The sequence below is a fragment of the Bacillus xiapuensis genome (assembly GCF_002797355.1).
GTDB classification, from domain to species: Bacteria; Bacillota; Bacilli; order Bacillales; family Domibacillaceae; genus Bacillus_CE; species Bacillus_CE xiapuensis.
The window spans coordinates 2183199-2201626 of the sequence record NZ_KZ454939.1; the positions used below are offsets into that span (position 1 = coordinate 2183199).

Here is an 18428-nt window from a genome sequence, read left to right on the forward strand (position 1 = left end):
ACTTAGAAGGGGGAATGACAGATGGGCATGAAGTATGAAAATATTCTAGTAGCTGTGGATGGTTCAAAGGAAGCGGAGTGGGCATTCAAGAAATCAATTGAAATCGCTAAACGCCACGATGCCTCATTAAATCTCGTGCATGTGATTGACACTCGCTCATTTGCCGCAATCGAGGCTTATGACCGTTCTATCGCTGAACGAGCTTCCAGCTATGGGAACGAGCTGTTAGAAGAGTACAAGCAAGAGGCGGACAAAGCAGGAGTAAAAACAGTCAATACTTTTGTGGAATACGGCTCACCTAAAGTAGTGATCCCTAAAGATATTGCAAAGCAAGTAAAAGCTGATTTAATCGTATGCGGAGCAACCGGTTTAAATGCCATGGAGCGCTTCTTAATCGGCAGTGTGTCCGAACACATCACACGCGCCGCCCGCTGCGACGTGTTAGTCGTTCGCACAGATAAAAGTGAATAATTGAAAGAATACGAGAGAGAGCTGCCTTAGCCTAAACTATGGCAGCTTTTTCATTGTTCCAACGATGTACACTAAGCGGCTGTCCGATTGTTTTTCATCCTCATGTGAACGGATACTCTTTCTCATTTCGATCTTTGTCAACTGCCTATATAAACAGCGGGGCATTTTCTCTTCTCGTTTCTTCCTTCGCTTCTCCACTCATCAATAGAGTATTAACTGCTTGTCCCGCATGTAATCTTTCCGGACTTTCACTCTAAAGATTACACCCATGCCAGGCGCACGAAAAAACAGCCCCCTACTCCTTAGAGGGCTGCTTTCCATTTAGCAAGTTTCTGGCTGCGCTGATTTGGAGCTGGACTTGTTCAAAGCCTGTACCGCCCAAAGACTTCCTTCTTTTGACGGCTTCGAAAGGCGACAGCACTTGATAAATGTCTTCTTCAATGATCTCAGACGCTGCTTTCAGCTCCTCTAAAGGCAGGTCGGCGAGATAGCATTGCGATTGAATGCAGTGGAGCACCAGCTTGCCGACGATTTCATGCGCTTCACGGAATGGTATGCCTTTTGATGCTAAATAGTCAGCCAGCTCCGTGGCATTGGAGAAATCATTGTGGACGGCTTCTTCTAAGCGGTCCACCTTCACCTTCATCGTCTCAACCATTCCCGCAAAAATTTTCAAGGAGCCGATGATCGTATGCACCGTGTCGAACATCCCTTCCTTATCTTCTTGCATATCTTTGTTATACGCCAGCGGCAAGCCTTTTAGCACGGTTAATAAGCCAAACAGATGGCCGTAGACGCGGCCGGTTTTTCCGCGGATCAGCTCCGCCATATCCGGGTTTTTCTTTTGCGGCATAATGCTGGAGCCGGTGGAAAAGGCATCATCCATTTCAATGAATTGAAATTCTTGGCTGGACCAAAGAATCATCTCCTCTGCCAGCCTTGACATATGCATCATTAAGATGGAGGAGGCGCTTAAAAATTCCAGAATGAAATCGCGGTCGCTGACGGCATCCATGCTGTTGGCATAAACGCCGGAGAAGCCAAGCAGCTCAGCGGATACTTTCCGGTCAATCGGAAAAGTCGTTCCTGCCAGCGCCCCCGCGCCTAGAGGCGACACATCTGTCCGTTTCAGCCCTTCTTGAAATCGTTCTTTATCCCGCTCTAGCATCCAGAAGTAAGCCATCAAATGGTGTCCGAATGAAATGGGCTGCGCTCTCTGCAAATGAGTGTACCCGGGAGCTAATGTTTCCACATGAGCCTCCGCTTTTTCCACAATTGCTTTCTGAAATGCTTCAATTAAGCCAATAATATGTTTGACCTGCTTCTTCAAGTACAAATGCATATCAGTGGCCACTTGATCATTGCGGCTGCGTCCGGTGTGAAGCTTACCGCCAACCGCGCCGACTTCTTTGATCAAGAATGCTTCCAAATTCAGATGGATGTCCTCTTGGGCGACCGTGAAAGACAGTTCTCCTTTTGAAGCTTTCTCCTTTAAAGCTTCAAGGCCGCCCGTGATTTGATCCGCTTCTTCTTTTGTCAATATGCCCGTCTCAGCGAGCATGCTCACATGCGCTAAGCTTCCTTCTATATCTTCAAACACCAGCTCTTGATCGAAATGGATGGATGCCCCGAACTCATCTACCCATTCTTCCGCTGACTTTTGGAAGCGTCCCCCCCATAACTTTTTCATGAATGAACCTTCTCCTTTTCCTGCTGCACCATCGAATTTACTTTCGTAGGAAGACCCCATAGCTGAATGAAGCCAACAGCCGCCTCGTGGTCAAATTCATCTTCCGTTGTATAGGTCGCTAATTTTTCATTGTATAAAGAGTAATCTGATTTTCTTCCCTCGACAATCGCATGGCCCTTAAACAGTTTAACGCGCACCGTGCCCGTCACGTATTTCTGCGTTTCCTTTAAGAATGCTTCAAGAGCCGTTCTTAGCGGAGAAAACCATAATCCCTCATAAATCAGCTCTGTGATTTTCTTTTCAATGACAGGCTTGAAGTGGGCAACTTCTTTCACTAAAGTTAGATCCTCAAGCTCTTTATGCGCCTTGATGAGGGTCATCGCACCCGGGCATTCATACACTTCTCTTGACTTAATGCCAACTAGACGGTTTTCAACATGGTCGATTCTTCCTACTCCGTGTTTGCCGGCTACTTCGTTTAAATGAAGAATGAGTTCAGCTAAAGAATAGGGTTTGCCGTTCACGGCAACCGGTACCCCTTTTTTAAAATCAATTTCGATTATTTCCGGCGTATCCGGCGTATTCTCTAAAGATGCAGTTAAGTCATAAGCTTCCTCCGGCGGAGCGGCCCAAGGGTCTTCTAAAATGCCGCATTCATTGCTTCTTCCCCAAAGGTTTTGGTCAATTGAAAACGGGCTGTCTAAATGAATCGGAATCGGGATATTGTTCTGTTTCGCATATTCAATTTCTTCTTCCCGCGACCATTTCCAATCACGCACCGGAGCCAAGACTTCAAGATTGGGATTCAGCGCTTTAATGGATACTTCAAATCGCACTTGGTCGTTTCCTTTCCCCGTGCATCCGTGTGCGACCGCCACCGCATTTTCTTTTTCAGCTACCTCTACTAGCTTTTTAGCAATCAGCGGACGTGACAGCGCGGACACTAACGGATATTTCCCCTCATATAATGTGTGCGCTTGAAGAGCGATTAACGCGTATTCATCGGCATACTCTTCCTTGGCATCGATCATGTAGCTGGCCACCGCGCCGACTTTCAGCGCTTTCTCTTTTACAAACTGCAAATCTTTCCCTTCCCCTACATCCAAGCAGCAGGCTACAACGTCATATCCTTTTTCCTTTAGCCACGGAATGGCTACAGATGTATCTAAACCTCCAGAATAAGCAAGAACGACTTTTTTACTCATGATTCATTTCCCTCCAAGCGGATATCTATTAGTATAAATATTCATTATAACTAATTTTTATTCTTTAACTTGAATAAAGAATATCACTTTCTTCTTTCGCTTTCAAGTGATTTATCAAAAAAGATGAATTTTTTTACTTTATAGTGAATAAATAATCACACAAGAGGAGATTTTTGCAGAAATGAGCGGAAAGCGGTAAGATGAAAGAAAAAAAGAGGGATAGCGAATGTACTTTCAAATGAATGACCGCCTCGGCATCTCCGTTCCTTATTTAATGAAGGAATGGGCGGATTATTCGATCCAAGAACAAGAGCATATCATCCATCAATGGGAACAGATCCGCGGCAGCATCCCTGACCGTATTCAAAGCTTAGAGGCTGAGATCAACGAGCGCCAAGCTATGCTGGAGCGCGAGGAAAACTTCCGGCGCTCTTGCAGGCTTAATGAAGAAATTGGTGAGCTGGCTTCCATTATTAATGACCTTTGGCTTTGGTTTCGGACAACTCCTTCTGTGGAAAAGGAACACATCTGCTAAAAAAAGAAAACAGGCAGCATCGTCTCTGCCTGTTTTCTTTGAAGTGTCTATGCCGATTACCATTCAGATGTCTTAAGCCTGCTCCTCTTTATTTCACCTTTTCTCTCTTTTCCTGCAATAAGCGATATTGATAATACTTTTCCGCATAGTCTGTAATCCTTTTCGTAAACCGGTAGTTAACACCGGCTCCAATCGCTAAACTGATCCATGGCAAATTGGAAATTCTTTTGTTTTTAAATAACGCAATAGCTGTCAGCTTGACGAGCTGTTGAACCGTTCCTTCCATCCAAGCTGCATCGGTTAATCTTTCCGCTTCTTGATAGAAAAAGGGCTGCTCTTGGGCTTCCAACTCGAGCAAAAGCTCCTGCCAGCCAGCTGCCAGAAAACGGTCAGGCAGCGTGGCGGCATGAAACACTTTCAAGGAAGCCATCATTTCAAATGGGGTTTGCGGATCAAAGCCGTAGGACATCGCTGTTAACTGAACCGAGCGCAAATTAATTAGAATCATTGCCGCAAAGTCGGTGCTGACGGGCACAGCGCCGCCGGTTCCCGTGATTCCGCCTTGAATAAGAGAATAAATCTGGTGTCTGGATGCCTGCTGCCGGTTTAAGTAGCCAAGCTGATCGATCGTTAGCTTTTTCATGTCGGCTATCGTTTCCACATCCTCGCGAAAGATCCGGGCCGAGGCTAACATTCGTTCCCGTGCTTCATTCTGAAATTGCGAGCCTTGCAGCAAAGAGTGTACTTGAAACAGCACATTATCCATCTGGTTCAAAAAGGAGGCCAGCGCCTCTTCTGGAATCGCTTCAAAGGCTGCATGCAGCCACTTGGAATATGTATATAGAAAATCATTGCCGCCATCATTTGCAAGCCCTTGCTCCCAAGCCATGATTTCCTCCCACACCGCTTGATCGCGATCCGTCCAAGCCATACAACATCCCTCCTATGTTCAACTTCGTCCTGTCGTACTATTGTCCAAGTTCGTCAAAAAAGGTTCATTTTCTGTTTAGTGCTAAAAAGAAATTCATTGAAAAATCATCCCCAGTGCCGTTTTCCTGGTCATATCGTCTTTCTGCAAAGCCTGAATTTTCCGCCGTCTTATTAAATGGCAAAAGCATGAAAGCATCCACCGCCTGCAGACGCAAATGGAGACATTGTCAATTATTAGAGTCCAGCATGTGCTTCAGTGTATCCCGGGCGATCATCACTTCTTCATCTGTTGGGATGATCACTACTTTGACAGGAGAGTGCGGGAAATTGATAAAGGCTTCCTTGCCGCGCACGGTATTCAGAGCCGGATCCCAATAGATTCCCATAAACTCAAGACCCTTGAGCACGCGCTCACGGATAATCGGGCTATTCTCTCCAATGCCCGCCGTGAAAATAATGGCGTCCACGCCAGACATCCTCGCAGCGTAAGAACCGATGTATTTATGTATGCGGCTGGCAAAAACCTCGAGTGCCAGCTCAGCTCGTTCGTTTCCTTTGGCCGCTTCCTCTTCAATATCACGCAAATCGCTCGAGAAGCCCGACACGCCGAGCATGCCTGATTCTGTGTTCAGCACATCCAGTACTTCATCGGCTGTTTTTCCGGTTTTCTCCATGATAAATGGAATGAGCGCCGGATCAATGTTCCCGGATCTCGTTCCCATCGTCACACCGGCAAGCGGTGTAAAGCCCATCGACGTGTCAACCGATTTTCCGCCATGTATCGCAGCGATGCTGGCTCCGTTGCCAAGGTGGCAAGAAATTAAGCGCAGCTTATGAAGCGGACGTTCAAGCAATTCAGCGGCGCGGCGCGAGACATATTTATGAGACGTGCCATGAAATCCGTACTTGCGAATATTGAAGTCCGTATAATAATGATAAGGCAAACTGTATAAAAACGAGCTCTCTGGCATGGTCTGATGGAAAGCTGTATCAAATACGGCAACTGCCGGCACAGTAGGCAATACCGCTTTAAATGCACGAATTCCTATTAAGTTGGGAGGGTTATGAAGCGGCGCTAGCTCGGACAGCTGATCGATCTTTTCTTCCACCTCATCCGTAATTAACACCGAATGGCTGAAAATCTCCCCTCCGTGAACAACGCGGTGACCAATAGCATCAATTTCATCAAGAGAATGAATAATGCCAAGGCTCGTCAGCCGATCTAATAAAATTTTCACGGCTGTTTCATGATTAGGGATGTCCATGATGACCTTTTGCTTATTTCCATCGACTGTGATATTAAACATCGATGGATAAAGCCCAATTCTTTCTATAAGTCCTTTGGTGATTACCTTTTCTGCAGGCATTTCAAAAAGCTTAAACTTTAAAGAAGAACTTCCAGCATTGATTGCAATAATTTTTGACATAAGTACCCCCCTCGATGTGAAGCTTAGCCAAATGGGAAATTTATTTATATTTGCTTTCTAAGAACCATTTATCTATTTTTATCATGATCGATTGCAGCGCGTTCGCTTCCTTCATGGATGGCATATTCGCTAAGAAGACCTGCTTCGGCGCCTGAACCTTTTCTCCGTGTTTTTGCAATACGAAAATGCTTTTCGCCGCCTGCTTATTTTTAAACATAGACAGAGGAAGTCCGATCACTCCTTGAATATAAGCGTGCTTTTGGAAGTAACGATGCAGCTTATCGGCTCCTTGCGATTCAAACAAATGGTTGGGAATCAAGAAGAACAAGTAACCGCCAGGCTTGGTATGCTTGAGGCTTTGCTCCATAAATAAAAAATGCGCATAAGAATGCCCTTCCTCTGCCTGCAATTCAAACGCAGCGGCCCGCGCATCATTTGGATAGTAGCCGATTGGCAAATCGCAAACAACCGCGTCGACCGGATCGACTAAGAGCGGTTCGAGTGCATCTTGATTATAGAATTGAACGGAATGCTCCAGCAAATTTGCACCGCACCAGGCAAGCTTCAGCAATAAATCATCAACCTCTATGCCTGTTGCGGCGATCTTCTTGTCCGGCCATTGATTTAATACTGTCAAAAGCAAATTGCCTGTTCCGGCCGCCGGATCCATCAGTGCAAATTCCTTCTTCTCTTTCATAAATTTGCCGAGAAGATAGGCGATAAATAATCCGATCGAATCCGGTGTCATCTGGTGATTGGGCTGAACGTTTTCCTTCATTCCCTTCAAGATGGCAAGCTGATACGCTTTGCGGATCTCTTCTTTAGACAGGCCAGCAAGCTGAATCCCCTCATATTTCTTTTCTATTCTTTTTTTCGTCATTTCGCTCATATTTTCCTGCAATACTTGCTTTTGGAATAAGTTCTCAGCCGTTTCCGCCAACGCATCCAAGTAGGTGCATGATAATTCTTGTTGAAGAATTGCAGCTGTCTCGTCGAAGGTTTTAAATAAGCTTTCAATTGGGGAAATTCCGTTCATCTGTTGTTCCTCCTAGTTAACTTCCTTGACTGCGGCGGGGGAATGATCCTTAAAAGGCTGGCCCTGTAGAAAGAGCCAGCCTCCTCATTCACTTATTGAGCGGCTTTCGCTGCCTCGATGGCTTTCTCGTAATTTGGATGATCCGTACCCTCGCTCACATACTCAACGTATGTAATTTTATCATGGCTGTCAACTACGAATACGGCCCGTGCCAATAATCGCAGCTCTTTCATGTGAACACCGTATGCTTCCGCGAAAGACAGATCGCGATGATCAGAGTATATCTTTACATTTTCCAGACCGTTTGCTGCACACCAGCGCTTTTGAGCGAATGGCAAGTCTGCGGAAATCGTGATCACTTCCACGTTGTCGATTTTGGAGGCTTCTTCATTAAAACGCCGTGTTTGCGCGTCACAAACCCCCGTGTCAATCGAAGGGACTACACTTATTAAACGAACTTTTCCTTGTGAATCCGCTAATGAAACCTCAGACAGGTCATTGGCAAGAACTCTAAAATCAGGCGCCTGATCCCCTGCTTTCACTTCGTTTCCCAGTATCGTCATAGGCTTTCCTTTAAATGTGACCCTAGCCAAAATAAATCCCTCCTCGATAATTGTACACCTCTCATGATACTGAATAACTAGAAAAAAATGCAAAGAAAAAGCCCTGCCAGCTTACAGCAAGGTAATAAAATAAAAAGCAGCTCGGCCACTTTTTAAAAAAAGCTGTGGGCAAGCCGCTCGCATCTTCGATTAAATGGAAGGATCGTTAGGCGTGGCAGACGGATTTGTTGCTGCAGAAGCATTTGCAGCAGATGAATCATTTTGGTTAAAAATACTTTGAATTTTTTCTACAACACCAGGTGTCATATCAAGGATTTTATCAATTAAATGGGTGTTTTCATCTAAATGAAGCATGCGGACGTCTGTGCCTTTCACAATCAAAAAAGCAATCGGAGTAATCGACACTCCACCGCCGCTGCCCCCGCCGAAAGGGCTCTTCTCTTGTTTGGATGACGCGCCGCCGGATCCGTTTCCATTTGGCTTATCCAGCATGAATTCACTGCCGCCCGCAGCGAAACCGAATCCTACTTTGGATACTGTCATAATCACGGTGCCATCGGGGGTTTCCACCGGGTCCCCGATGATTGTATTGACATCAATCATCTCTTTCAAGTTTTCCATCGCGGTCGTCATTAAACCTTCAATCGGATGTTCACTCATATTTTTCGCCTCCCAAATATGCTATTGCGCTGACATCGCTTTCCACTTGCTGTTCCGGCCGCGAAAGCGAGAAAGAATTTTAATTACAGCAACTATAGCATGCCCTGGGCGCAGAGAGATCATACATGAAAATTCCGTTCGCCACACTGGCTGACCGAAAACGGGAGTTACCATCAGCTCAGGCATATTGGTCAGCCTCATTACGTGGCTCACAGCAGACACTGAAGCGCCTTTAACCGACCAAATGGAACCGGCGGCTATTCCTGTCCAAGCCGCATCTTTCATGCCTATTTCGGTGTGCCAGCAAACGTCTCTGATTTCTATTTTTTTCAAAAAAGAACGGACAACCGCCTGTAAAGACTCTACTTGACGGATCAGCTTTTTCGCATTCGTAATAGTCCGTTCCACATCGGAATAGGTGATTTCATCCTTCACCGCTTTTTTCGTCTGAGTTCCATCCTTTGTTTTCGTATCTCTTTCAAACAAAATAATCGGACGCTTTTTTCCGTGATGGGTGAGCAGTTTGATAATCGGAATATTTACCTTATAAGCGAACAGCCCATTCCACAGCTCAAAACGAAGCCATACATCCGTATTCCCCTTTTGATGATAATAATTAATAAATACGCGAAGCTTGGATATGCAAATGATGAAGCCGAGCAAAAGCACTCCTCCAAGCAGCCACCCTATGTATACCATTATTTACCTTCCTTTCCATTACCATTCTATCCAAGGAAAGATAAATTATACAGGCATTGAACCTTCAAACAGTCGAGTTTTTTGTTTCTCCCCGCTGCTGAAGAGAAGACAAAGGCTATCAGCGCAGCTTTTTGCTGCCGCACCATTGTCAGCTGTGCATCGTACAGGCCCGAACAAGTCGTGCAGTGAAGAGCTGTGAGCTCTCATTTAAATGTTTGACCGCTCCATTCAGGAAAAGAAATTTTATGATACCTGCCAAGCGGGATAGAACAGCAGCCGTTTCGGCCAAAAAAAGGCCGTTTCTTAAAAGCGAAACGGCCTCTTGCTGCGATGCAGCGCCCTTTATTCATTTGTTCATGAGGCAAACCTTGGACGGTGCTTTCTTTTCATTTCCTCCCGCTTCTTAAGAATATGCAGGCTCCGCGACGCTAACCGTCTGTTCATGAAGGACGGCTGTATCAGCAAAGTAGTCGTGCAGCCCTTGCTTTTTCGGCAAAAAGGCAACAAGCACATACAAAATAAAGATCGTCGCGGACAGATAACGGCCAACCAGCTCCCGAATGAAGACGGTCTGCCACGACAGCTTCCCATCCGTTAATGAAACGACTTTCAAACCGAATACCATTTTGCCGACCGTTTGCCCCCATACCTTTGTTGTAATGATAAAGTATAAATAAAATACGGCTGCGGTGGCGATATTGATGGCAGAGAACATGCCGCCAGCATTGAGATCCCACTCGAACGCCCGAAATACCGGATATACGATCAGCCTTGAAATGCTTGAAATCACGATTAAATCGAGCAAATACGCCCAAAACCGCATCCAAAAACCGGCATAGTGAGGCGCACCGAAGCTCTTCATATTCTCTCTCTGATGCGGTTGCTTCTCCAGCAGAAAGCGCTCTTCTTCAGAGCGGCTGTCCTCCGTCTCTTCACTTAAGCGTTCCCGTTTGGTCAGATCTTGATTTGACTCTTCGTTCACTCGGTCATACCTCCTTTATTCCGCATACAAATACATTAAACGCGGAGAGTTTGGATGGGATAATAGTTTCATGATAGCATTTAGCTCTTCATTTTTTCCTATGAGCTGCTGCGCTTTGTAAGAAAAGTAAGCGGGCCATCCCAGATCAGATTCATAGGTGATGACTTGTGCATTTTCTAAATCCGCGTCTTTTTTCAGCTGAGCAATAACATCTTCCAAATAGCCGAAATCATCAATCAAATTAAGCTCCTTCGCTTGGCGGCCATCGTAAATGCGGCCATCGGCAATCTTTCTTACCTGCTCTTCAGGCATATCCCGACCTTCGGAAATGACTTTGACGAAGGAATCATAAGAATTGTTGATCATCTCTTGCAAGATTTTCTTCTCTTCATCGGTCATTTTTCTTGTTGGACTCATAATGTCTTTATGCGGACCGCTTTTGATAGTGACAAAATCTACACCGTATTTCTTCGCTAATTCTGAATAGTTCACGCTTTGCATTATTACGCCTAAAGATCCGGTCAGCGTTTCTGCACTGGCATATATTTTATCAGCAGGTGCAGATATGTAATAGCCCCCTGAAGCGGCAATCGATCCCATTGATACATACACTGGCTTTTTCGTTTTCTCTTTAATCTCGAGAATTTTATTGCGGATTTGCGCGCTTTCCACTACGCCTCCGCCTGGAGAATTCACTTCAAGAACAATCGCTTTAACCGCACGATCCTCTTGCGCTTTATCCAGTTGCTCCATGAAGACTTGATGATTGTATCCCGGAGAAGCCATAAAGGATTGCGCACCTCCATCTTGAATGACTCCTTCTACGGAAAGAACGGCAATTTTCTGTCCGGCGTTTCCGTTTTCCTTAACTTGCTCCGTGAACGACTCGCCGTTCCCTCCAAAAACTGTCTCCAGTGATTTAGACATATCTGTTTTGAAAGCGGCCGTTGCAAAGTTGAAAACGATGGAAACAATAAACAAAGCGACTGCTGAGATAAGAGCAACGATTCTTTTTTTGCTCACACTTTCCTCTCCTTTCGATGAATAATTTCGTGCGTGATCTTCGTAAAAACACTCGGCTCATGTTAGAATAAAACCACACTGGTTTCATTCTAACAAAATAATGATGAACCTTCAGCATTTTAAGATTATAAGGGGGAATTTCCATGAATGATCGCCGCAACCTCTATTTCTTCCAGAGCCGCCGGCAAAATGTAGCGGAGAAAGTGGAAGAACTGCACGAGCTTTCAGAGCAATACGGCTATACGGTCGTTGAAGACCCAAAGGATGCCGACATTATTTTCAGTGTGGGCAGCGATGGAACATTCCTGCAGGCTGTTCAGAAGACAGGCTTCAGGCAGGACTGCCTATACGCCGGATTGTCGGTATTCAACTCCTTAAACATGTATTGTGATTTTTCTGCCGACGATATTTCCGGCTTGATTGAAGTGATGAAAGGGGAAGAACTGGAAGTCCGACGCTACCCGGTTCTGCAAATTACATTGGATAAGGATACTTCCTTTCATTGCTTGAATGAATTCAGCATTAAATCCAGTATTATCAAGACAATGGAAATGGATGTATACATAAACGACCTCCACTTTGAAACCTTTCGCGGCGATGGCATGATTATTGCCACACCGACAGGCAGCACCGCCTACAACAAGTCGGTTGACGGAGCGATAGTCGATCCGCTGCTGCCATGCATGCAGGTCAGCGAACTTGCTTCTCTAAATAATAAACGGTACCGGACACTCGGCTCTTCTTTTATATTAAGCGACGACCGCACTCTTACCTTAAAGATGCTGAAAGGCAGCAATAATTATCCGATCATGGGCATCGATAATGAAGCGCTCAGCATTCAGCATATTGAAGAAATTGATATTACCATCAGCGAGAAACGAATTAAAACATTAAAGCTGAAAAACAATTCATTTTGGCAAAAAGTTCAGCGTACATTTTTATAGTTCGGTTCGAAAATTTCGCCATATCTTTTTGTTAAATAAATTAAGACAAAGGGATTCTGGAACATGAAAAAAGATTTCCTCAGTTTGTCGCCGAAAGGATAATTTCTGCTCTTCCCTCTAGAGGAAGGGGCAGTTCCGTGGCATAACTGTCAGCAGCATTCTTAGATTCATTCATAAAAAGTCACTCTTTTTTGAAATGAGGTGCAGTAGCTTCATTTTATTCAAGGGTAATTTTTTGCGGGCATTTCTTTCTTAATAACGGAGGGCTGTCACAGAAAGCCAGTTTTCACTGGTTTTCTGGACAGCCCCTTCTTTTGTCAACTTTCTTTCCCTGCACTTTCAGATAAGTGAAGATAAACTTCTTCCACAATTCACGGAAGAAAAAGTAAACATCGCCTGCACCGGCCATTGATTAACCCGCTTAAATGCATCCAACACATGCCACGCTTCCCGTTAAAGGCGGGTTTTGCCGCTCGGAGATGGCGAAATAGGATCGGCTTCTTTTACATACTCTGAGCGATTAAGCTCTTTTTTTATTGTCAAGGGGATGATTTTTCACGATCAGCCGCTTTTTTTGATACCATTTAGTTTGAGAGATGGAAAAGACAATAAGTGCCGCCCAAATAAAAGAAAAAGCGGCCAGCTGCTCTGCGGTAAACAGCTCATGGTAGACAAAAACGCCTAATAATAAAGTCATCGTCGGGGTAATGTATTGCAAAAAACCGATCAAATAAAGCGGAATCTTCTGGGCTCCTTTCGCAAAAAGCAGGAGCGGAAGGGCGGTTACAGCTCCGCCTATTATCAACAATAAATCGGTCGGCAAGGACACCGCAAACAGGGATAACTCCCCATGAAAGTATGTATAGAACAAAAAGATGAGAGCGGCCGGCGTCACAGCAGCCGTTTCCAACGCCAGCCCGGCAGCGGCATCGACCTTTATCATTTTTTTAACTAATCCATACAGAGAAAATGAAACAGCTAAGCCGAGAGAGACCCACGGAAACCGGCCGTAGGAAGCTGCCATAATCACCACTCCGGCTGCCGCCAGAAAAAAAGAAAAAATTTGCGCCTTAGACAAAGACTCCTTCAAAATAAAAACACCTAATAATACGCTCATCAGCGGATTAATATAATATCCAAGGCTCGTTTCGATCACTCGTCCATCGTTCACTGCCCAAATAAACAGAAACCAGTTGGCGCTCACAAGCAAGGAAGCCATTATTAAGGCAGCCGCCTGCTTCGGTTTAGCTTGCATTTCTTTTAATGTCTGCTTAAGCCGTGCCGCTTTTTTAGTAAGCAAAAGAAACAGAGCCATGGAGACAAAAGACCACAGCACCCGATTAGCTAAGATTTCATCCGCTGCCACATGCTCCAGCAACTTCCAATAAACAGGAAATACCCCCCATAGTAAATACGCTATTCCCGTATAGACAACGCCTGCTTTTGTCTCTGCATTCATCTAATTATTTCCCCCCTCGAAATACTATCATTATATCGCGGCTTTGATTCAAAACCAATGATAGATGTACAATTTACAGAAGAATTAGAATTTTGGGGCACGTGATTATAGAAGTGAACTACCCGCCACCTGCGCTTCGCTTAGAGTTGGGGGCATCTAAGGTAATCGCACCTATCCGTAGGAAATTTACTTAGTATCGAGCCTATTCCATGCTCTATTTATGATTATTAGGCTACGCCTAACAGAAATCCATCTCCCACTTTCACTAGTGCTGGTGCACTTCATATTTAGAAGTAGGAGGCTTCTTTTGGAAATCCGTTAAAAAAATGCCGGGACAAAGGGTTTTCAGCTCGTAAAAAAGCCGAACTATTATTTAGAACTCTCCTTCAGAGTTTCTTAATAGTTCGGTTTTAATGATAGCAAATTTAGTTATGTCCCAGCCTCATCCGTTAACTTCTCGCTCCGGCTTCTGATTGCCGCAACTCGATCCGGCGAATTTTTCCGGAAGTCGTCTTCGGAAGTTCTTTAATAAATTCAATCTTCCGCGGATATTTGTAAGGAGCTGTCAGCAGCTTGACATGATCTTGCAGCTTCTTTACAAGCCCTGGTTCTTGAGCATCCACTCCATCTTGGAGGACGACAAATGCTTTGACAACATGCCCCCGAATTTCGTCCGGACTGGCTACTACCGCACATTCCTTCACATCGGGATGTTTGACGAGCGAATCCTCCACTTCAAACGGACCGATTGTATATCCGGAGCTGATAATAATATCATCCGTCCTCCCTTCAAACCAGTAATAGCCGTCTTCATCTTTTTGCGCCCGATCACCCGTCAGATAGTAATCCCCTCTGAACTGCATAGCTGTCCTTTCCGGATCCTTATAATACATTTTAAATAAAGCTGGCGTATCCTTATGCACGGCAATATCTCCTACTTCTCCCACTCCCACTGGCTCGCCATCATCATTAATGATCTCCACGCGATTGCCCGGAGTGGGCTTGCCCATCGAGCCCGGTTTTACTTGCATTCCTTTAAGAACACCGATCACAAGCGTGCTTTCCGTTTGGCCATAGCCATCGCGCACTTCCACATTGAAATACTTGCGGAATGTTTCGATCACTTCACGGTTGAGCGGCTCCCCCGCAGAAACAGCGCTGTGCAGATGCTTTAAATGGTATTGCTGAAGACCGTCCACCTTTGCCATTAACCGGTACTCTGTCGGCGTACAGCATAAGACATTGACATGATAGGCATCCAGTAGCTCTAAATACTTCTTCGGATCAAAGCGGCCATGGTAAACAAATCCTGTTGCTCCCGATCCGAGAACAGATAAGAACGGGCTCCATATCCACTTTTGCCAGCCGGGTCCTGCCGTTGCCCATACGGTATCGCCATCTTGAATATCAAGCCAGTTCGGGGCCGCCGTTCGCAAATGAGCATAACCCCAAGCATGGGTATGAACGACTCCTTTTGGATTGCCTGTCGTGCCGGACGTATAAGGCAAAAATGCGATATCCTCTCTGGAGTTATTTCCCATAATCAGTTGATCAGCCGCCCCCTGCATTTCCTCTTGCAAGTTAATCCACCCGGAGACTTTACCGCCAAGGGAAAATTTAACGAGCTGCGTAATTTTGTCAGCTTGATTAAATAACTCGGTAAACGGGGCATAAGAGGCGACTGCCTTCGCTCCGGCGTGTTCCATCCGGTAGTTTAGATCTTTCGTCCGCAGCAGCTCCGAGCACGGAATAACGACCAGCCCCGCCTTTAAGGCGCCTAAGATCACTTCATAAGCTTCAACTAGCCGGGGAACCATAATCAAAACCGGATCGCCTTTTTTTAACCCATATTCCTTGAAAACGTTACCAATTTTGTTCGCCGCTTTCGTTAACGCTGCGTACGTAATTTCTTTTCGCTCTCCAGCTTCATTCTCCCACTTTAATGCCACACGGTTCGGGTCTTTTGCAAATTTCTCTATCTCCATGACAATGTTATACGTTTCTGGAGCTAATAAACCCTCTCTTCTCATTGGCTTTCCCCCTTTTTTATTATAAAAAGATTATACTAAATTATCGGAAATTTTAAAATATTATTATTTTTAATCACCGGTCAAAACAGCCTCTTCGGATTAATGTGAAACTTCAAACAGATGAATTTCTTTCCTATTGAAAAGAAGAACAAAGTCTATCCTTACTACGCCCTGCTGCTGTGTCTTTGTCAGCTGAACCGTGCAAAACCGAATAAATCGTGCTTAAAGGTTTCATGATCCCCACGTTGGCATTTGCATCTTCGCTCCAATCGTTATGCGAAAATTTTCCCGCACTTTGCCTGCGGGAATAAAAAAGGAGACTGTCCGTTTTCTCAGACAGCCTCTGTTACTTAAAGAAGATCCGCTAATGCCTGATCGGTTTTTTCTTCAGGAAGCCGAATGGTCGCGGTCTGTTCAACAGCCTCTGCTATTAAAGGTTCAAAATCAACAAAGCTTTCAAAGCGCTGAACCTTCTCGAGCTTCGGCCGTGTTTTTGGGGATGGCGGTGTAAAAATCGTACAGCAATCCTCGTACGGCAAAATAGAAATATCATGCGTGCCTATTTGCTTAGCAAGCTCAATGATTTCCAGCTTATCCATGGCAACGAGCGGCCGCAAAACTGGGGTAGAGGTCACTTCATTGATCGCCCTCATGCTTTCCAATGTTTGGCTGGCTACTTGCCCGAGACTTTCCCCAGTCACCAGAGCAAGCCCGCCTTCCTTTTCGCGGATTCTATCCGCGACGATCAGCATCAATCGCCGAGTGGAAGTCATTGTATAACTGCTCGGCACCTGCTCTTGAATCTTTTGCTGAATCGCTGTAAACGGCACGATATGCACGTTGATCGGCATGCCTAATTCGGTCAGCTTCTCCGCAAGATCCAGTACCTTTTGCTTGGCGCGCTCGCTCGTATATGGCGGGCTGTGAAAATGAATGGCTTCAATCTCTACCCCCCGCTTTAACATCATGTAACCGGCTACCGGGCTGTCAAGTCCTCCTGAAAGCAGCAGCATCGCCTTGCCGCTTGCGCCGATAGGTAAGCCGCCGGCGCCGTTGTATTTTTCACAGGATAAATAGACGCCTTCCTTGCGAACTTCCACAAGCAGATTAACATCCGGATGCTTCACATCCACCTTCAGCCCAGTTATATTTCTTAATATATATGCACCGATTTCATAGTTAATTTCATTTGTGTTTAATTCAAAGCGCTTGTCAGAGCGGCGTGTCGTTACTTTAAATGTTTGGCCTTGGCTGAAGTTTTTCCGCACAAGCGCAAGCCCCGCTTCCTTCATATCCTCAATCTTCTTTTCCGTGCGCACGACCGGGCTGAACGATTGAATGCCGAACACGCAAGAGAGCTTTTCTTTAACGTCTTCAAACGGTGTGCCGTTAAGGTGGATGTACATGCGGTCGCGGGCCGTTTTAATAGCGATTCGCTCATGCTCCTTTAATACGCTAAGAAGATTTTGTTTTACTTTTTGAATAAACTGATTGCGGTTGCGCCCTTTAGTGGACAATTCTCCATACCGGACGAGTACGCGGTCATAATTCATTGCCTTCACCTCTAAATTTTCGTTAAGTTAGGTAAGATTTCTTTCAGCTGCTTTATAAATAAAATGGCTTCTTCCATGGTGTTATTGTAAGCTAGACTGATTCTAATGCCGTTCTCCGCTGTTTGCGGAGGCAGCCCCATTGCTGTCAGAACAGCGCTCGGCTTCTTCTGTTTGGACGAACAAGCGCTGGCAGTGGACACGTAACAGTTCTTCTCCTCTAAGGCATGCACAAGCACCTCGCCTTTTACGCCAGCGATGGAAAAGTTTAAAATATGCGGAGCACAGCCCATTTTTGGGGTATGAATCTGCGCGCCATCCAGCTGTTCTAATTCTCCCCGCAAAAACCGTTGAATCTCCTTCATTGTTCCGCCTGACTGCCCTCTTTTTTCTTCTGTCATTCTGAGTGCTTTTGCCATAGCCGCAATGCCGCCAGGGTTCTCTGTGCCGCTGCGCATATTGCTTTCTTGATTGCCTCCGGATAAGAGAGGAGACAGCTGAACCCCTTGCTTTTTATACAAGATACCATTGCCTTTTAACCCATGAAATTTATGAGCCGAGAGGGAGCATAAATCGATGTGCTGCAAATCCAAAGAAAGCTTCCCGCGGCCTTGTATATCATCTACATGGAACAGAACTTTTGAATACCCAGCCAGCAAGCGGCCGAGTTCCTCTACCGGCTGGATCGTTCCGATTTCATTGTTTACATGCATAATGGAAACCAAAATAGTCTCCTCCTTCAACGCCTGTTTCACATCCTCAACCGCCACGCGCCCTTCCTTGTCCACAGGCAAGTAAGTAATGTGAAACCCAAGATCTTCCAGTTGCCGGCACGCATTGAGGACAGATGGATGTTCTGTTACTTGCGTAATAATATGTCTTCCCCGGTCTTTATATTGAAGGGCTGCACCTTTAATAGCTAAATTATTTGCCTCTGTCCCTCCGGAGGTAAAGATCACTTCTTCCGGCTTGGCGCCCATTAAAGAAGCGATTTGCTTCCTGGCGCCAGACAGCAGCCGCTCCGCCTGCATGCCCAGATAATGAAGGGAAGACGGATTGCCGAACCATTCTTCATTCACGTTCACGAAAGCGGATAGAGCCTCTTTATAAGGTTTTGTCGTTGCACTATTATCGAAGTATATCATGATAAGCACCTGCTTTATTCCTTTTAGGTCACCCTTTATCATAACACAGCCGCTTTTTGAAGAAAACTAAGTCTGAATT

General features: G+C 45.4%; 17 protein-coding genes. 3 read left to right on the forward strand and 14 right to left on the reverse strand.

What is annotated here, in order from left to right:
- Positions 1-21: 21 nt before the first annotated feature.
- Positions 22-471, forward strand: a complete 450-nt coding sequence (locus CEF20_RS10915) for a universal stress protein (RefSeq protein WP_100331840.1) — start codon at positions 22-24, stop codon at positions 469-471.
- Positions 472-766: 295 nt separating this feature from the next.
- Here the strand turns inward: CEF20_RS10915 and argH are convergent, their stop codons facing one another.
- Both argH and CEF20_RS10925 read right to left on the reverse strand, forming a co-directional pair.
- Complete coding sequence (argH, locus tag CEF20_RS10920) at positions 767-2161, reverse strand: argininosuccinate lyase (protein WP_100331841.1); 1395 nt, start codon at positions 2159-2161, stop codon at positions 767-769.
- A complete protein-coding gene (locus CEF20_RS10925) occupies positions 2158-3366 on the reverse strand; it encodes an argininosuccinate synthase (RefSeq protein WP_100331842.1) in 1209 nt (402 codons plus the stop codon). The genes argH and CEF20_RS10925 overlap by 4 nt, the downstream gene beginning before the upstream one ends.
- 226 nt (positions 3367-3592) lie before the next feature.
- Between CEF20_RS10925 and CEF20_RS10930 the strand changes: the two genes are divergently transcribed.
- A complete protein-coding gene (locus tag CEF20_RS10930) occupies positions 3593-3901 on the forward strand; it encodes a hypothetical protein (protein WP_100331843.1) in 309 nt (102 codons plus the stop codon).
- Between the two features lie 88 nt (positions 3902-3989).
- Here the strand turns inward: CEF20_RS10930 and CEF20_RS10935 are convergent, their stop codons facing one another.
- The 8 genes from CEF20_RS10935 to sppA form a co-directional block, all read right to left on the reverse strand.
- Positions 3990-4832, reverse strand: coding sequence for an EcsC family protein (locus CEF20_RS10935; RefSeq protein WP_100331844.1), 843 nt, complete (start codon positions 4830-4832; stop codon positions 3990-3992).
- A 226-nt stretch (positions 4833-5058) separates the two neighbouring features.
- Entirely contained in the window at positions 5059-6258 is a 1200-nt protein-coding gene (locus CEF20_RS10940; RefSeq protein ID WP_100331845.1) for an acetate kinase, read from the reverse strand.
- 40 nt (positions 6259-6298) lie between these two features.
- Positions 6299-7294, reverse strand: coding sequence for a class I SAM-dependent methyltransferase (locus tag CEF20_RS10945; RefSeq protein WP_100331846.1), 996 nt, complete (start codon positions 7292-7294; stop codon positions 6299-6301).
- A 92-nt stretch (positions 7295-7386) separates the two neighbouring features.
- On the reverse strand, positions 7387-7887 hold the full coding sequence (tpx, locus tag CEF20_RS10950; protein ID WP_100331847.1) for a thiol peroxidase: 501 nt from the start codon (positions 7885-7887) through the stop codon (positions 7387-7389).
- 159 nt (positions 7888-8046) lie between these two features.
- Entirely contained in the window at positions 8047-8517 is a 471-nt protein-coding gene (ytfJ, locus tag CEF20_RS10955) for a GerW family sporulation protein (RefSeq protein WP_100331848.1), read from the reverse strand.
- Positions 8518-8538: 21 nt separating this feature from the next.
- The gene (locus CEF20_RS10960) at positions 8539-9216 is read right to left on the reverse strand and encodes a DUF2953 domain-containing protein (protein WP_100331849.1); all 678 of its coding nucleotides are present in this window, start codon (positions 9214-9216) and stop codon (positions 8539-8541) included.
- A 403-nt stretch (positions 9217-9619) separates the two neighbouring features.
- The gene (locus CEF20_RS10965) at positions 9620-10198 is read right to left on the reverse strand and encodes an RDD family protein (protein WP_408607788.1); all 579 of its coding nucleotides are present in this window, start codon (positions 10196-10198) and stop codon (positions 9620-9622) included.
- Between the two features lie 15 nt (positions 10199-10213).
- Positions 10214-11221 carry a signal peptide peptidase SppA gene (gene sppA / locus CEF20_RS10970; protein WP_100331850.1) on the reverse strand — a complete coding sequence of 336 codons (1008 nt, stop codon included), beginning with the start codon at positions 11219-11221 and terminating at the stop codon, positions 10214-10216.
- Positions 11222-11364: 143 nt separating this feature from the next.
- On the opposite strand from sppA, the gene CEF20_RS10975 reads away from it, so the two are divergent.
- The gene (locus CEF20_RS10975) at positions 11365-12165 is read left to right on the forward strand and encodes an NAD kinase (protein ID WP_100331851.1); all 801 of its coding nucleotides are present in this window, start codon (positions 11365-11367) and stop codon (positions 12163-12165) included.
- Between the two features lie 520 nt (positions 12166-12685).
- Here the strand turns inward: CEF20_RS10975 and rarD are convergent.
- From rarD to CEF20_RS10995, 4 genes are all read right to left on the reverse strand, one after another.
- Entirely contained in the window at positions 12686-13624 is a 939-nt protein-coding gene (gene rarD / locus CEF20_RS10980) for an EamA family transporter RarD (protein WP_100331852.1), read from the reverse strand.
- Between the two features lie 449 nt (positions 13625-14073).
- Positions 14074-15654 (reverse strand): acyl-CoA synthetase MbcS, encoded by a 1581-nt coding sequence (gene mbcS / locus CEF20_RS10985; RefSeq protein ID WP_100331853.1) that lies wholly within the window; start codon positions 15652-15654, stop codon positions 14074-14076.
- 350 nt (positions 15655-16004) lie between these two features.
- Positions 16005-17207, reverse strand: coding sequence for a tRNA uracil 4-sulfurtransferase ThiI (thiI, locus tag CEF20_RS10990; RefSeq protein WP_100331854.1), 1203 nt, complete (start codon positions 17205-17207; stop codon positions 16005-16007).
- Positions 17208-17218: 11 nt separating this feature from the next.
- Positions 17219-18349, reverse strand: coding sequence for a cysteine desulfurase family protein (locus CEF20_RS10995; protein WP_100332086.1), 1131 nt, complete (start codon positions 18347-18349; stop codon positions 17219-17221).
- Between the last annotated feature and the right edge of the window lie 79 nt (positions 18350-18428).

Coding starts and splice junctions, on each gene's coding strand:
- thiI (WP_100331854.1), bottom strand. CDS start 17,207: ATGAATTATGACCGCGTACTCGTCCGGTATGGAGAATTGTCCACTAAA.
- argH (WP_100331841.1), bottom strand. CDS start 2,161: ATGAAAAAGTTATGGGGGGGACGCTTCCAAAAGTCAGCGGAAGAATGG.
- mbcS (WP_100331853.1), bottom strand. CDS start 15,654: ATGAGAAGAGAGGGTTTATTAGCTCCAGAAACGTATAACATTGTCATG.
- CEF20_RS10940 (WP_100331845.1), bottom strand. CDS start 6,258: ATGTCAAAAATTATTGCAATCAATGCTGGAAGTTCTTCTTTAAAGTTT.
- CEF20_RS10995 (WP_100332086.1), bottom strand. CDS start 18,349: ATGATATACTTCGATAATAGTGCAACGACAAAACCTTATAAAGAGGCT.
- CEF20_RS10960 (WP_100331849.1), bottom strand. CDS start 9,216: ATGGTATACATAGGGTGGCTGCTTGGAGGAGTGCTTTTGCTCGGCTTC.
- CEF20_RS10925 (WP_100331842.1), bottom strand. CDS start 3,366: ATGAGTAAAAAAGTCGTTCTTGCTTATTCTGGAGGTTTAGATACATCT.
- CEF20_RS10930 (WP_100331843.1), top strand. CDS start 3,593: ATGTACTTTCAAATGAATGACCGCCTCGGCATCTCCGTTCCTTATTTA.
- CEF20_RS10915 (WP_100331840.1), top strand. CDS start 22: ATGGGCATGAAGTATGAAAATATTCTAGTAGCTGTGGATGGTTCAAAG.
- CEF20_RS10935 (WP_100331844.1), bottom strand. CDS start 4,832: ATGGCTTGGACGGATCGCGATCAAGCGGTGTGGGAGGAAATCATGGCT.
- CEF20_RS10945 (WP_100331846.1), bottom strand. CDS start 7,294: ATGAACGGAATTTCCCCAATTGAAAGCTTATTTAAAACCTTCGACGAG.
- rarD (WP_100331852.1), bottom strand. CDS start 13,624: ATGAATGCAGAGACAAAAGCAGGCGTTGTCTATACGGGAATAGCGTAT.
- ytfJ (WP_100331848.1), bottom strand. CDS start 8,517: ATGAGTGAACATCCGATTGAAGGTTTAATGACGACCGCGATGGAAAAC.
- CEF20_RS10975 (WP_100331851.1), top strand. CDS start 11,365: ATGAATGATCGCCGCAACCTCTATTTCTTCCAGAGCCGCCGGCAAAAT.